The 13,495-nt window shown below is 71.6% G+C and carries 12 protein-coding genes; 8 read left to right on the top strand and 4 right to left on the bottom strand.

Features of this window, described 5'->3' with window-relative positions:
• Window positions 1-83: 83 nt before the first annotated feature.
• The 5 genes from ACVMLK_RS02770 (at window position 84) to ACVMLK_RS02750 (ending at window position 5,485) form a co-directional block, all read left to right on the top strand.
• Complete coding sequence (locus tag ACVMLK_RS02770) at window positions 84-1,421, top strand: extracellular solute-binding protein (RefSeq protein WP_457485549.1); 1,338 nt, start codon at window positions 84-86, stop codon at window positions 1,419-1,421.
• Window positions 1,422-1,489: 68 nt separating this feature from the next.
• On the top strand, window positions 1,490-2,374 hold the full coding sequence (locus ACVMLK_RS02765) for a carbohydrate ABC transporter permease (RefSeq protein ID WP_457485548.1): 885 nt from the start codon (window positions 1,490-1,492) through the stop codon (window positions 2,372-2,374).
• A 12-nt stretch (window positions 2,375-2,386) separates the two neighbouring features.
• Window positions 2,387-3,301, top strand: coding sequence for an ABC transporter permease subunit (locus ACVMLK_RS02760; RefSeq protein WP_422923334.1), 915 nt, complete (start codon window positions 2,387-2,389; stop codon window positions 3,299-3,301).
• Window positions 3,302-3,304: 3 nt separating this feature from the next.
• A complete protein-coding gene (locus ACVMLK_RS02755; protein WP_457485547.1) occupies window positions 3,305-4,432 on the top strand; it encodes an ABC transporter ATP-binding protein in 1,128 nt (375 codons plus the stop codon).
• 51 nt (window positions 4,433-4,483) lie between these two features.
• Window positions 4,484-5,485: a Bug family tripartite tricarboxylate transporter substrate binding protein gene (locus tag ACVMLK_RS02750; protein ID WP_457485546.1), complete on the top strand. Its 1,002-nt coding sequence runs from the start codon at window positions 4,484-4,486 to the stop codon at window positions 5,483-5,485.
• A 45-nt stretch (window positions 5,486-5,530) separates the two neighbouring features.
• Here the strand turns inward: ACVMLK_RS02750 and ACVMLK_RS02745 are convergent, their stop codons facing one another.
• Complete coding sequence (locus ACVMLK_RS02745; protein WP_457485545.1) at window positions 5,531-6,766, bottom strand: ABC transporter substrate-binding protein; 1,236 nt, start codon at window positions 6,764-6,766, stop codon at window positions 5,531-5,533.
• 168 nt (window positions 6,767-6,934) lie between these two features.
• On the opposite strand from ACVMLK_RS02745, the gene ACVMLK_RS02740 reads away from it, so the two are divergent.
• Genes ACVMLK_RS02740 through ACVMLK_RS02730 form a run of 3 tightly spaced genes read left to right on the top strand, consistent with a single transcriptional unit; the run spans window position 6,935 to window position 9,594 of the window.
• The gene (locus ACVMLK_RS02740) at window positions 6,935-7,945 is read left to right on the top strand and encodes an NAD(P)H-quinone oxidoreductase (RefSeq protein WP_198367398.1); all 1,011 of its coding nucleotides are present in this window, start codon (window positions 6,935-6,937) and stop codon (window positions 7,943-7,945) included.
• Window positions 7,946-7,952: 7 nt separating this feature from the next.
• Window positions 7,953-8,816, top strand: a complete 864-nt coding sequence (locus ACVMLK_RS02735) for a DMT family transporter (RefSeq protein ID WP_198367397.1) — start codon at window positions 7,953-7,955, stop codon at window positions 8,814-8,816.
• Window positions 8,817-8,826: 10 nt separating this feature from the next.
• Window positions 8,827-9,594: an alpha/beta fold hydrolase gene (locus ACVMLK_RS02730; protein ID WP_457485544.1), complete on the top strand. Its 768-nt coding sequence runs from the start codon at window positions 8,827-8,829 to the stop codon at window positions 9,592-9,594.
• A 36-nt stretch (window positions 9,595-9,630) separates the two neighbouring features.
• Here the strand turns inward: ACVMLK_RS02730 and ACVMLK_RS02725 are convergent, their stop codons facing one another.
• The 3 genes from ACVMLK_RS02725 to paoA are packed head-to-tail and all read right to left on the bottom strand — an operon-like array spanning window position 9,631 to window position 13,435.
• Entirely contained in the window at window positions 9,631-11,841 is a 2,211-nt protein-coding gene (locus ACVMLK_RS02725; protein WP_457485543.1) for a molybdopterin cofactor-binding domain-containing protein, read from the bottom strand.
• Entirely contained in the window at window positions 11,838-12,836 is a 999-nt protein-coding gene (locus ACVMLK_RS02720) for an FAD binding domain-containing protein (protein WP_457485542.1), read from the bottom strand. Before ACVMLK_RS02720 ends, ACVMLK_RS02725 begins: the two co-directional genes overlap by 4 nt.
• Complete coding sequence (gene paoA, locus ACVMLK_RS02715; protein ID WP_457485541.1) at window positions 12,833-13,435, bottom strand: aldehyde dehydrogenase iron-sulfur subunit PaoA; 603 nt, start codon at window positions 13,433-13,435, stop codon at window positions 12,833-12,835. The genes ACVMLK_RS02720 and paoA overlap by 4 nt, the downstream gene beginning before the upstream one ends.
• Between the last annotated feature and the right edge of the window lie 60 nt (window positions 13,436-13,495).

The raw sequence follows: 13,495 nt of genomic DNA, 5'->3' as shown, positions 1-13,495 counted from the left end.
TCCAGAGCGTCACGCAACCGAAAAGCCTCTGTCACCCGAAGCCGTTAAGTCCCGCCCCCGATCTAGAGAAGGGGAGCGGGATCATGCATTTCCGCAGGACGGCGCTGATTGCCGCGATGGCCATCGCTCTCGGCGCCACGGGCGCTGAGGCGCAGGAGCAGCGGCAGAAGTTCAACTGGTGGTACGGGCTCTCCGGCCAGCTCGGCGAGGTGATGCAGCAGTACTGCCGGAACTTCAACGCCTCGCAGACCGAGTTCGAGATCGTCTGCACCGGCCAGGGCGAGTATCAGGACGCGCTGCAGAACACCATCGCGGCCTTCCGCGCCAAGGCGCACCCGACCATCGTGCAGGTCTATGACGTCGGCACGACCGACCTGATGCTCTCCGGCCAGTACGTGCCGGCGCGCGAGCTGATGGCCCAGAACGGCTACACGGTGAAGTGGGACAACTATATCTCCTCGATCGGCAACTACTACGCCACCAGCAAGGGGGAGATGCTGAGCTTCCCCTTCAATTCCTCCACCGCCGTCATGTACTGGAACCGCGACGCCTATCGCGCCGTCGGGCAGGAGGCGCCGCCCGCCACCTGGCAGCAGGTCGAGCGCGCGGTGCGCGCGCTGAAGGCGCAGGGCCATGCCTGCCCGATGGCGATCGACTTCGATTCCTGGCAGCACTGGGAACAGTTCAACGCCATCCACAATCTGCCGATGGCGACGAAGGGCAACGGCTTCGGCGGGCTCGACGCCGAGATCAGGATCGCCCCGCTGTTCCGCCAGCACGCCCACACCCTGTACAACTGGTACAAGGAAGGGCTGATCCAGGTCCGCACCCGGCAGGGTGGCCGCAACCTGCCGGAGAGCTTCGCCTCGGGTGACTGCGCGATGATGATGTCCTCCATCGCCAACCACGCCGCGATCACCCGGACGCAGAAGCAGGGGCTGGACTGGACCCCGGCCATGCTGCCGCTCTACGAGGGCCACAGCCGCACCAACAGCATGGTGGGCGGCGCCTCGCTCTGGGTCCTGAAGGGCCGCCCGGCGGAGGAGTACAAGGGCGCCGCCGCCTTCCTGAACTTCATCGCGCAGCCGCAGCAGGAACTCTTCATGGCGCAGAACACCGGCTACATCCCGGTGACGCGCGCCGGCTACGAGGGCATCAAGGCCAGCGGCTTCTATGACCGCCCCGAGAATCGCGGGCGCGACATCGCCGTCGAATCCCTGCTGGCGACGGAGCCCACCGAGAATTCGCGCGGCCTGCGCCTCGGCAACTTCATGCAGGTGCGTGCCCTCTACGCCAGCGAGATGCAGGCCGCCTTCGCCGGCCAGAAGACGGTGGACCAGGCGCTGGACGCCATCGAGAGCGAGGGCAACAAGCTGCTCCGCCGCTTCGAGCAGACCTATCGCGGCAAGAGCCTGCCTTGACGCCGCCGCCGCGCGGGGAGGCATCCCCCCGCGCGGCTCTCTCCTGACCCGATCGGGGATGACCTCGCTTGCAACGCCGCGCCACCTTCCGCTCGCCCTGGCTGCCCTGGATGCTGGTCCTGCCGCAGCTTCTCATCATCTTCGTCTTCTTCTACTGGCCGACCGGGGAGGCCTTTCAATGGGCCTTCACCCTGGAACAGCCCTGGGGCGGCGGCCGGGAATGGGTCGGCTGGCAGAACTTCGCCGAGGTCTTCTCGAGCCAGCACTACTGGTCCTCGGTGCGGGTCAGCATCCTCTACGCGGCGGCGACCTCGGCCCTGGCCATCGGCATCGGCCTGCTGCTGGCGCTCTTCGTCGACCGCGAGGTGGCGGGCAGCCGCGGCTGGCGCCTGGCGCTGATCTGGCCCTACGCCATCGCCGCGCCCGCCATCGGCATGATCTTCCGCTTCGTCTTCGATGCGCGCGCCGGCGTCTTCAGCCTGTTCAACGCCATGATGCCGGGCCTGTGGGACCCGTCGCTGAACGGCACGCATGCCCTGCTCATGCTGATCCTGGCCGGCGCCTGGCAGCTCGTCGCCTACAACTTCGTCTTCTTCCTGGCGGGCCTGCAATCCATCCCGCGCGGGCTGAACGAGGCGGCGGCGATGGACGGCGCCGGGCCGCTGCGGCGCATGCGCGACATCCAGATGCCGCTGCTGGCGCCGACCTTCTTCTTCCTCGTCATCATCAACCTGACCGACAGCTTCACCAACAGCTTCGGCCTGGTGGACATCATGACCGCCGGCGGTCCGGCCCGCGCGACCGACCTCATGGTCTACAAGATCTATTCCGACGGCTTCAAAGGCCTCGACTACTCGGGCGCGGCCGCGCAGAGCATCGTGCTGATGGGCCTGGTCGTCGCGCTCACCTTCATCCAGTTCCGCTTCGTCGAGCGGAAGATGCACTACCGCTGAAGGGGACGCATCATGGTCGAACGCCGCCCCTGGCTGGATCTGGCCACGCACCTGCTGCTGGCGCTCTCGGCGCTGTCGCTGCTGCTGCCGGTCTGGCTCGCCTTCGTCGCCGCCACGCATGACCTCGCCGGGGTCAACCGCATGCCGATCAACTGGCTGCCCGGCGCGCATCTCTGGGAGAATGTCGTGGCGGCCTGGGAGCGCGGCCACTTCGCCCAGCGCTTCCTGACCAGCCTCGGCGTCGCGCTCGGCGTCACCATCGGCAAGATCGCGCTCGCCATGCTGGCTGCCTTCGCCATCGTCTTCTTCGAATGGCGGGCGCGGATGGTGGTGTTCTGGATCATCTTCATCACGCTGATGCTGCCGCTGGAGGTCCGCATCGTGCCGACCTACGCGGTGGCGGCCAACGCGCTGCGGCCGTTCCAGGCGATCCTGGACGTGACCGGGCTGACCGGGCTGATCGAGGCCGTGGCTGGCATCCGCGTCAGCCTGGAATGGCAGATGCTGAACAGCACGGTGGGGCTTGTGCTGCCGCTTGTCGCGACCGCCACCGGCACCTTCCTCTACCGCCAGTTCTTCCTGACCATCCCGGAGGAGCTGGTGGAGGCCGCGAAGATGGATGGCGCGGGGCCGCTGCGCTTCCTGCGGGACGTGCTGATGCCGCTCTCGCGCACCACCATGGCCGCGCTCGCCACCATCCTCTTCGTCTATTCCTGGAACCAGTACCTCTGGCCGCTGCTGGTGACGACGGAGCCCGACCGCGCGACGGTGATGGTCGAGCTCGCGCGCATGGTGCCGCGCGGCGACAGCCTGCCGGAATGGAACATCGTCATGGCCGGCGCGCTGCTGGTCATGCTGCCGCCGCTCGCCATCGTCGTGCTCATGCAGCGATGGTTCGTGCGCGGCCTGGTGCAGACGGAGAAGTGAGACATGGCCGCCATCGAGTTCATCGCCGCGCGCAAGAGCTACGGCGCCAGCATCGCCATCCACGAGCTGGATCTCGTCCTGCCGCCCGGGGCCTTCACCGTCATCCTCGGCCCCTCGGGCTGCGGCAAGTCCACGCTGCTGCGCATGATCGCCGGGCTCGAGGGCATCAGCGGCGGCGAGTTGCGCATCGGCGGCGCGCGGATGAACGAGCGGGAGCCGAAGGACCGCGGCTGCGCCATGGTCTTCCAGAACTACGCGCTCTATCCGCACATGACGGTGGCGGAGAACATCGGCTATCCGCTGAAGGTGGGCGGCGTGCGGCGGGCCGAGCGGCAGGCGCGGGTGGCGGAGGCGGCGGCGGCGCTCGGCCTCGATGCGCTGCTCGATCGGCGGCCGGGCCAGCTCTCGGGCGGCCAGCGGCAGCGCGTGGCCATGGGCCGGGCCATGGTGCGCCGGCCGCGCGTCTTCCTCTATGACGAGCCGCTCTCCAACCTCGACGCCAAGCTCCGGGTGCAGATGCGGCTCGAGCTGCGCCGCCTGCACGAGCAGCTTGGCGCCACCTCGGTGCTGGTCACGCACGATCAGCAGGAGGCGATGACGCTCGCGGACCACCTGGTGGTGATGCGGGGCGGCCGGGTGGAGCAGGAGGGGCGCCCGCGCGAGGTCTATGCCGCGCCGGCCAGCCTCTTCGTCGCCGGCTTCCTGGGCACGCCGGCGATGAACCTTCTGCCGGGCGCGGTGACGCCGGACGGCGCCGGGCTCCGCCTGGAGGGGGGCGTGGTGGTGCCGCTGCCGCTTCGCCTGCCGGCCGGGCAGGCGGTGACCCTGGGCATCCGCCCCGAGCATGTGGGGGAGGGGGATCTGGAGGCCGAGGTGGCGCTGGTGGAGGATCTCGGCGCCAGCCTGCTGGTGCACGCGCGGCTGGCGGGCGGGGCGGCGATGGCCCTGCACCGGCCGGCGGAGCTGGCCCCGGCGCGGGGCGCCGCTTTGCGCCTGGGCTTCGACACCGCCCGCCTGCATTTCTTCGACAGCGGGAGCGGGCAGCGGATCGGCGGCGAGGGCGGCCGTGGCGCCGCGCCGGCGGGGGCAGGGGAGGCCGCGCGGCGGCCGGCGCTCCTGGCCACGACGTGACAGGCGTGCAAATATGGCAGCCTGTCTGAGAATATCCTGGGATCAGAACTGATGACGATGTCTCGCCGCACTCTCCTCGCCGCGGGCGCCGCCCTGACCGCGCCGCTGGCCATGCCCGCCCTGCTCCCCGGCACGGCGCGGGCGCAGGAGGCCTGGCCGAACCAGCCGATCCGCCTGGTGGTGCCCTTCTCGGCCGGCGGCCCGACCGACATCCCAGCCCGGCTGATCGCGGAGGAACTGTCGAAGACCCTGCCGCAACGCGTCATCGTCGAGAACCGCACCGGCGCCGGCACCGTGGTCGGCGCCGATGCCGTGGCCAAGGCCCCCAAGGACGGGCACACGCTGCTCTACACCACCATCGCCCAGGCGGCGATCCGCGCCATCTACCCGACGCTGCCCTTCGATCCGGTGAAGGACTTCGCGCCCGTCGCCATGGTCGGCACCATCCCGATGCTGATGATGGTGAACAAGGACGTGCCGGCGAAGACGCTGCAGGAACTGATCGAGCTGTTCCGCAAGAATCCCGGCAAGTTCGACTACGCCAGCACCGGCAACGGCGCCGCGCTGCATCTCGCGAGCGAGCTGTTCCTGAAGCAGGCCGGCGGGCTGAAGGTGAACCACATCCCCTATCGCGGCTCGGCCGCCGCCATGCCGGACCTGCTGAACGGCACGGTGGCGATGATGCTCGACGTGGCCAACAGCGCGCTGCCCTTCGTCCAGCGCGGCGAGGTGCGCGGCCTGGCCATCTCCTCCGCCGAGCGCATCCCGCAGCTGCCGGACATGCCGACCTTCAACGAGGCCGGCGTGCCGGGCTACGAGGCCTATACCTGGCACATGGTGCTGGCCCCGGCGGGCACGCCGCAGCCGATCGTCCAGCAGCTCAACGAGGTGATCAACAAGGTGATGGCGATGGACACGGTGAAGGCACGCCTCGCCGACCTGACCATGACCACCCGCAGCGACACCACGCCGCAGACCGCCGCGAAGTGGCTGACGGATGAGATCGCCAAGTGGGAGCCGATCATCAAGGAGGCCGGCATCAAGGCCGACTGAACCTTTCCGCCGCCCTGGCACCGCGGATGCCAGGGCGGCGCGCTCTCAGCCCAGTTCCGGCCGCGGGGCCGCGGCGGCGGCTTCGGCGGGAAAGACCGGCAGCAGCCGGCCGTGCTGCCACTGTGACAGCACCAGGGGCGCGCGCCGGTTCTGCCCGGCCTCATCGAAGGCCGCGCCCCAGCCGAAGGGGCCTTCCGCCGCGCTGATGTCGAGCGCCAGCACCGCCGCCCGGATGCGCCCCGCCTCCAGCGAGCCGGCCTGGTGCAGCGCCTCCAGGCAAAGCGTCGCCCCGGCGCAATTGGCCAGGCTGTGGCCGGAACGGGGCGGATGGCCGTAGGTGCCGGTATAGGCCTCGGCCAGCTCGCGCGCCGCCTCGCCGGCCGGCCCGGCCGCGGCATAAGGCGGCACGTCGGCGCTCATCACGCCCTCGAAGGCCCGGCCCATCGCCTGCGCGGTATCGGCGAGGCTGTATCCGGCCCCGGCGCCGATCACCATGGCCGGGCGCCACTGCGCCTCACGCATCGCGCGGAACAGCGTCAGCACCTCGCCGGCGGGCCCCGTGTGCAGCAGGAAGCGGGCGTGGCCGGCGCGCAGCCGCTGCACCATCGCCGGCAGGTCCTGCCCGCCCGGCACATAGGGGAAGCGGCCCAGCAGTCCGGGCGCGCCGCGCAGCCCCGCCTCCTGCAGCCCGCCCACCGCCCGGCCGCAGAGGCCATCCTCGTGCAGCACCGCGATGCGCGGCTCGCCGCCCTCGCCGGGCCAGAGGGCCGGCACCAGCTGCGACACGGCGCGCAGCGACAGCAGGGCGAGGTCGCCGGCATGCGGGCAGGTGCGGAAGACATGGCGGAAGCCGCGCCCGGTGATGGAATCCGCCGTGGCGCCCAGCTCGAAATAGGGCATGCCCTGCAGCTCGGCCGCCTGGGTCGCGGCGGCGGAGAGGACCGACGCGCCGGTGCCGAAGATCGCCGCCACGCGCTCGGGGCCCGCGGCCGAGAGGCGCCGCACCGCCTCGCCGGCCTGCGCCGCGTCCGCCGCCTCCGCGCGCACCAGCCGCAGCGGCCGGCCCTGCACCCCGCCCAGGCGGTTGCGGGCCTCGACCGCCAGCTCCAGGCCGCGGAAGCTCTCATCGCCCAGAAGGGCGAAGGGGCCGGAGGAGGGATAGATGGCGCCGATCCGCAGCTCCGCCGCGGAAGCGCGTGCCTGCGCCCGCGCGGACCGGCGCGGCCATGCTCCGAGCGCGAGGGCAAGCCCCGGCAACACGCGGCGGCAGACTGGCGGCATGGACCCCTCCGGCAGGGCGGGCGGAGGCCCATGCTGGGGCCACCGCGCGCGCCGTGCAACAGCCGCGTGCCTTTTCGGTGACAGATGGTCCGCGCCGCTTGACGGAACCTCCCGTGGCGCCGACCCTCCGCCTCCGCAGGATGATATCTGCGCGAGGAAGGGACGCCGATGACGAAGCCGCCGCAGGAGATGACGTTCATCACCCATGGGGAGGGCGGCGGGCCCGAGGTGCTGGTTCCTGCGCGCGGCCCCCTGCCGCGGCCGGGGCCGGATGAGGTGCTGATCCGCGTGCTCGCGGCCGGGGTGAACCGGCCGGACGTGCAGCAGCGCAAGGGCCTCTATCCCCCGCCGCCCGGCGCCAGTCCGGTGATCGGCCTCGAGGTCGCCGGCGAGGTCGTCGCCGTGGGGGCCGAGGCGCGCCGTTACAAGCCGGGTGACCGGGTCTGCGCCCTGGCCAATGGCGGCGGCTATGCTGAGTACTGTACCGCGCCCGAGGCGCAGACCCTGCCCTGGCCGTCGGGGTTCGACGCCATCCGCGCGGCGGCGCTGCCGGAGACCTATTTCACCGTCTGGGCGAACCTGTTCGGCCATGGCCGGCTGAAGGCGGGCGAGACGGTGCTGATCCATGGCGGCACCTCCGGCATCGGCGTCACCGCCATCCAGCTCGCCAAGGCCTTCGGTGCGCGTGTCCTCGCCACGGCCGGCAGCGACGAGAAATGCGCCGCGATGCTGAAGCTCGGCGCCGATGCCGCGATCAACTACCGGACCCAGGACTTCCTTGAGGAGGTGCGCCGCCTGACCGACAAGGAGGGCGTGGACGTGCTGCTCGACATGGTCGGCGCCGCCTACTTCCAGCGCAACCTGCGCTGCATGGCGAAGGACGGCCGGCTGGTCATCATCGCCTTCCTGCAGGGACATGAGGCGGAGAAGGTGGACCTGCGGCCGATCATGCTGAAGCGCCTGACCGTGACCGGCAGCACCATGCGCCCGCGCACCACCGCCGAGAAGGGCGCGATCGCCGCCGAGCTGGAGGCCAGGGTCTGGCCGCTGCTGGCGCGGGGCGAGAGCGGGCCGCTGATCCACAAGGTCTTCCCGCTCGCCGAGGCCGCGGCCGCGCATGCCCTGATGGAGAGCAGCACACACATCGGCAAGATCATGCTGGCGGTCGCCGACCACTGACCTGCGGATGCTCCGCCTCGCCGATCTCCGGCTCCTCCTCATCGCCGTCACCCTCTTCGGAGGCGCCTGGCCGATCACCAAGGCGGCGCTGGCGGATGCCACGCCGCTCTGGTTCGCGGTCTCCCGCACGCTGCTCGGCGCGCTGGTCGCCGGGGTGGCGCTGCTGATCCTGCGCCGGCTGCGCCTGCCGGCGCGGAGCGACTGGCCGGCGGTGCTGGCGGTCGGCCTGCTGCAGCTCGGCGGCTTCTTCGCGCTCAGCCATCTGGCCGTGGCGCTGGTTCCAGCCGGGCGGACCGCCGTGCTGGCCAATGTGACCATCTACTGGCTGGTGCCGCTCTCGGTCCTGGTGTTGCACGAGCAGATCTCGCCCGGGCGCTGGCTGGCGGCGGGGCTGGGGCTGGCCGGCGTCGCCGCCCTGGCGGGCCCCTGGGCGGTGGACTGGGGCGAGCCGGGCGTGCTCCTCGGCCACGGCATGCTCGTGCTGGCGGCGCTGCTCTGGTCCTGCGCCATCATCGTCACCCGCCGGGTGCCGCCCCGCGCGACCATGCTGGAGAACCTGCCCTGGTGCTTCCTGCTGGGCGGGACGGTCCTGGTGCCGATGGCGCTGCTGATGGAGCCGGGGGGCGGCATCGGCCCCGGCGCCTGGCCGCATGCGCTGGCCGTCGGCTGCATCGTCGCGCCGCTCGGCACCTGGGCGGTGATCGAGGCCGGCCGGAGGTTGCCGGGCGCGGTCTCCTCCGTGGGCTTCCTGCTGGCGCCGGCGATCGGCGTCATCGTCTCCACGCTCTGGCTGGGCGAGCCGTTGGGGATGGACGTGATCATCGGCGGGCTGCTGATCGGCAGCAGCGTGATCGTCGCCACGCGCGGGTGAGGGGGGAGCGATGCGGTTGCGGAGCGTCGGCATGGGAGAGGGCGGCACGCCTCTGGTCCTGCTGCACGGGCTGTTCGGGCAGGCGCAGAATTTCGCCGGGGTGCAGAGGGCGCTGGCGGCCTCGCGCCGCGTCCTGGCGCTGGACCTTCGCAACCATGGCGCCTCGCCGCACGATGCGGAGATGAGCTATCCCGCCATGGCCGCGGATGTGGCGGAGACCCTGGCGGCGGAAGGCGCCACCCCGGCCATTCTGCTCGGGCACTCCATGGGCGGCAAGGTGGCGATGACGCTGGCGCTGACCCGCCCGGACCTCGTCGCCCGGCTGGTCGTCGTGGACATCGCGCCGGTGGACTATCCACCGGCCTTCCGGCCCTATGCCGAGGCCATGCTGGCCCTGCCGCTGACCCCCGGCCTGACGCGGCGACAGGCGGATGCCGGCCTCGCGGCCGCCATTCCCAGTCCCGGCGTGCGGGGCTTCCTGCTGCAAAACCTGGACCTGGGCGGCGCCGTCCCGGCCTGGTGCAACGGCCTGGCGCAGACCGCCGCGGCGCTGTCCGTGATCGAGGCCGCGCCGCCCTGCTCCGACGGCGCCGGCTATCCCGGCCCGACGCTGATCATGGCGGGCGAGACCTCGGATTACATCCGCGCCGAGCACCGCCCCCTGTTCCGCACGCTGTTTCCGGCGGCGCGCTTCGCCACCGTGAAGGGCGCCGGCCATTGGGTCCATGCGGAGAGGCCGGAGGGCTTCCTCGCCGCGCTGGGCGCCTTCCTCGACTGAGAACCCGCCGGGCGCCGAGGCGGCCCGGCCGGCGCCTCAGGCCGCCGCGGCGGGCATCTCCCGCAGCAGCTTGTCGAGGGTCAGCGGATAGTCGCGCAGGCGCACGCCGGTCGCGTTGTACACCGCGTTGGCGACCGCCGCGCCGACGCCGCAGATGCCGAGCTCGCCGATGCCCTTCGCCTTGATGGGGGAAGATTTGTCGTCCTCCTCCTGCAGGAAGATCACGTCCATATGCGGGATGTCGGCATGCACCGGCACCTGGTACTCGGCCAGGTCGTGATTGATGAACAGGCCGTGCCGGCGGTCCACCACCGCCTCCTCCATCAGCGCCGCGCCGATGCCCATGGTCATGCCACCCAGGCACTGGCTGCGCGCCGTCTTGGGGTTCAGCACCCGGCCGGCGGCGGCGACGCTGAGCATGCGGCGGATGCGGATCTCCGCCGTGTCGGCATCCACCGCGACCTCGCAGAAATGCGCCCCGAAGCTCGCCTGGGCATACTTCTCGCTGAGGTCGCCGAACTCGATGCCGGCCTCGGCCACCAGCCCCTCGGCTCCGGTGATATCCGCCAGGGCGATGCGCCGGTTGCCGGCGCGGATCCCGCCATCCTCGAAGACGGCGTCATCGGCGTTGAAGCCGGCCTTGCGCGCGATCATGCCTCGCAGCTCCGCCGCCGCGGCGTAGACGCCGGCACCGGAGCTGTTCGCCCCCCAGGAGCCGCCGGAGCCGGAGGCCTTCGGAAAGTCCGTGTCGCCCAGCCGCACCGTCACCGCCTCGAGCGGCAGGCCCAGCATCTCGGCGGCCACCTGCGCCAGGATGGTGTAGCTGCCGGTGCCGATATCGGTCATCTGCGTCTCGACGGTGAGTTGACCCTGGCCGTCGAGGCGCAGCCGCGCCTGGGAGGGCTGCGCGAGGTTGGGCCGCACGGCGGCGGCGACGCCGAGGCCGATCCGCCAGCGCCCCTCGCGCCGCAGGCCCGGCGCGGTGCGCTTCTCCCAGCCGAAGCGTTCCGCGCCGACACGGAGGGATTCGACCAGCTTGCGGCTGGAGAAGGGCTTCGCCGGACCTTCCTCCGGAGCGTATCCGACGTCGTTGCGCACCCGCAGCTCGATGGGGTCCATGCCGAGCTTCTCGGCCAGCTCGTCCATGGCGCATTCCAGCGCCAGAAGGCCGACCGCCTCGCCGGGCGCCCGCATCGAGCCGGCGAAGGGAAGATCGAGCGTGGCGAGGCGGTTGCGCGTCATGCGGTTCTCGCCGGCATAGAGCAGGCGGGTCTGGCTGGAGGCCTCCTCGGCGGTGCCGCCGCTCTCCTGGTCGCCCGACCAGCTTTCATGCGCGATGGCGACGATCCGCCCGTCCTGCTCGGTGCCGATGCGGAGGCGCTGGATGGTCGCGGCGCGATGGGTCGTGTGGTTGAAGATCAGCGGCCGGCTGAGCGCCACCTTGACGGGCCGGCCGAGCAGCCGTGCCGCCAGGGCGGACAGAACGGCATCGGCATAGACCTCCAGCTTGGAGCCGAAGCCACCGCCGACATACCGGCTGACGACACGCAGCTTCTCCTGCGGCATCCTCAGCGTCGCGGCGACGCCTTCCTGCGCCCAGTGCATGATCTGGTGCGAGGTGAAGAGGGTCAGGGTGTCGCCCTCCCAGAGGGCCATGCTGGCATGGGGCTCCATCATCGCCTGCGACTGGTCGGGCGTCGTGTAGGTGACGTCGAGGGTCACCGGCGCCCGGGCGTAGCCGGCCTCGAAGTCGCCGACATCGGTGCGCGGTGGCGTCTGGCCGGACTCCGGCAGCTTGGCCTGGTCGCGCTCCTCGGCCAGGTCGTAATGCCCCGGTGCCGCGTCATAGGCGATGTCGATCAGCGCCGCGGCCGCGCGCGCTTCCTCCAGGCTCTCGGCGACGACGAGGGCGACGGCCTGGCCATGATGCAGGATCTCCGGCCCCTGGAGCTGCGGCGCCGCGTAGTCGCTGTCCTCGCCCTGCTCGGGCGCGTTCTCATGCGTCAGGACCAGCAGCACGCCCGGCGCGGCCTCCGCGGCGCGGCGGTCGATGCGGGCGATGCGCCCCTTGCCGATGCTGGCGCCGAGGATCCAGCCATAGGCCGCGCCGGGCGCCTCCGCATGGTACTCATAGGCATAGGGCGCGCGGCCCGACACCTTCAGCGGCCCGTCGATGCGGTCGCGCGGCTGGCCGAGGACGCGGCCACGGTCGGACGGGTTGGGGCCGGCGGGCGTGTCGAACTTCATCGCTCTTCTCCTCGGCCCTGCCGGGCCTGCGCCAGCACGCCGGCGAGGGTCCGCCGCAGCAACGGCAGCTTGTAGGCGTTCTGCCTGGTCGGACGGGCGCCCCGCAGCACCGCCTCGGCGGCCGCCTCGGCATCCCCGCCATCGGCCAGCCGGTCCTCCGCCTCCGCGACGCGCCAGGGCTTGTGCGCGACGCCGCCGAAGGCGAGGCGCGCCGAGGCGATGCCACCCCCCGAGGCACCCTGGCCGGGATGGACCACGGCGGCCACCGACACGCTGGCGAAGGCATAGGAGGCGCGGTCGCGCACCTTCCGGTAGAGGTGGATGCCGCCCGCCGGCGGCGGCAGGGTCACGGCGGTGATGAACTCGCCATGCCGCAGCACGGTCTCGACCTCGGGCGTGTCGCCGGGGAGGGTATGGAAGTCGGCGATCGGGATCCGGCGGGCCGCGCCCTCGGCGTCGATGGTCTCCACCACGGCATCAAGCGCCCGCATGGCCACGGCCATGTCGGAGGGATGCGTCGCGATGCAATGCTCGCTGGTGCCCAGGATGCCGAGGTTGCGGCTGAAGCCGCCGATGGCGCCGCAGCCCGAACCCGGTCGCCGCTTGTTGCAGGGCATGGCCGGATCGTAGAAGTACGGGCAGCGGGTGCGCTGCAGCAGGTTGCCCGCGGTGGTCGCCTTGTTGCGCAACTGCCCGGAGGCGCCGGCGACAAGGGCGCGCGACAGCACGGCATAGTCGCGCCGGACGCGCGGATCGGCGGCCAGGTCGGTGTTGCGCACCAGCGCGCCGATCCGCAAGCCCCCTTCCGGAGTCTCCTCGATGCGGTCGAGGCCGAGTCGGTTGACATCGACCAGGTGCCTCGGCGCCTCGATCTCCAGCTTCATCAGGTCGAGCAGGTTGGTGCCGCCAGCGATGAAGCGGGCCTCGGGATTGCGGGCGACGGCGGCGGCGGCGGCGGCCGGGCTCTCCGCCCGCTCGTAGGTGAAGGCCCTCATGCGCCCTGTTCCTGGACTTCGCGGATGGCCTCGATGATGTTGGGATAGGCGGCGCAGCGGCAGATGTTCCCGCTCATGCGCTCGCGCAGCTCCGCCTCGTCGAATTCGATCCGCTCCAGATCCTCCGTGACATGGCTGGGAATGCCGGCCCGGATCTCCTCCAGCACCGCGATCGAGGAGCAGATCTGGCCGGGCGTGCAATAGCCGCACTGGAAGCCGTCGTGCCTGACGAAGGCGGCCTGCATCGGGTGCAGCGCCTCGGGCGTGCCGAGGCCCTCGATGGTGGTGACGCTGTCGCCCTCATGCATCACGGCGAGCGTCAGGCAGGCGTTGATGCGCCGCCCGTTCACCAGCACCGTGCAGGCGCCGCACTGGCCGTGATCGCAGCCCTTCTTGCTGCCGGTCAGGCGCAGATGCTCGCGCAGCGCGTCCAGCAGGGTGACCCGTGGATCGAGCCGTAGGCTGCGTTCCTCGCCATTCACCGTCAGGCGCAGGTCCAGGCGGGGCGCGGCGGCGGAGCCCGCCGCCATGGAGGCCTCGCTCGTCATCGCCGACCCCGGCGCCTGCCGGCGCGGCGCGGCATGCGCGTCATCGATCATGCTTCTCGTCCCTGTCTCGCGAAGGCCCGCGGGCGCGCGGACCGCCACGCCATGGCGCGC

The sequence above is a fragment of the Teichococcus aerofrigidensis genome (assembly GCF_054073225.1).
Note: the sequence above shows the minus strand (reverse complement) of the source record. Positions and strands in the feature narration are given on the sequence as shown.

Coding starts and splice junctions, on each gene's coding strand:
- ACVMLK_RS02770 (WP_457485549.1), top strand. CDS start 84: ATGCATTTCCGCAGGACGGCGCTGATTGCCGCGATGGCCATCGCTCTC.
- ACVMLK_RS02760 (WP_422923334.1), top strand. CDS start 2,387: ATGGTCGAACGCCGCCCCTGGCTGGATCTGGCCACGCACCTGCTGCTG.
- ACVMLK_RS02755 (WP_457485547.1), top strand. CDS start 3,305: ATGGCCGCCATCGAGTTCATCGCCGCGCGCAAGAGCTACGGCGCCAGC.
- ACVMLK_RS02750 (WP_457485546.1), top strand. CDS start 4,484: ATGACGATGTCTCGCCGCACTCTCCTCGCCGCGGGCGCCGCCCTGACC.
- ACVMLK_RS02745 (WP_457485545.1), bottom strand. CDS start 6,766: ATGCCGCCAGTCTGCCGCCGCGTGTTGCCGGGGCTTGCCCTCGCGCTC.
- ACVMLK_RS02740 (WP_198367398.1), top strand. CDS start 6,935: ATGACGAAGCCGCCGCAGGAGATGACGTTCATCACCCATGGGGAGGGC.
- ACVMLK_RS02735 (WP_198367397.1), top strand. CDS start 7,953: ATGCTCCGCCTCGCCGATCTCCGGCTCCTCCTCATCGCCGTCACCCTC.
- ACVMLK_RS02730 (WP_457485544.1), top strand. CDS start 8,827: ATGCGGTTGCGGAGCGTCGGCATGGGAGAGGGCGGCACGCCTCTGGTC.
- ACVMLK_RS02725 (WP_457485543.1), bottom strand. CDS start 11,841: ATGAAGTTCGACACGCCCGCCGGCCCCAACCCGTCCGACCGTGGCCGC.
- ACVMLK_RS02720 (WP_457485542.1), bottom strand. CDS start 12,836: ATGAGGGCCTTCACCTACGAGCGGGCGGAGAGCCCGGCCGCCGCCGCC.
- paoA (WP_457485541.1), bottom strand. CDS start 13,435: ATGATCGATGACGCGCATGCCGCGCCGCGCCGGCAGGCGCCGGGGTCG.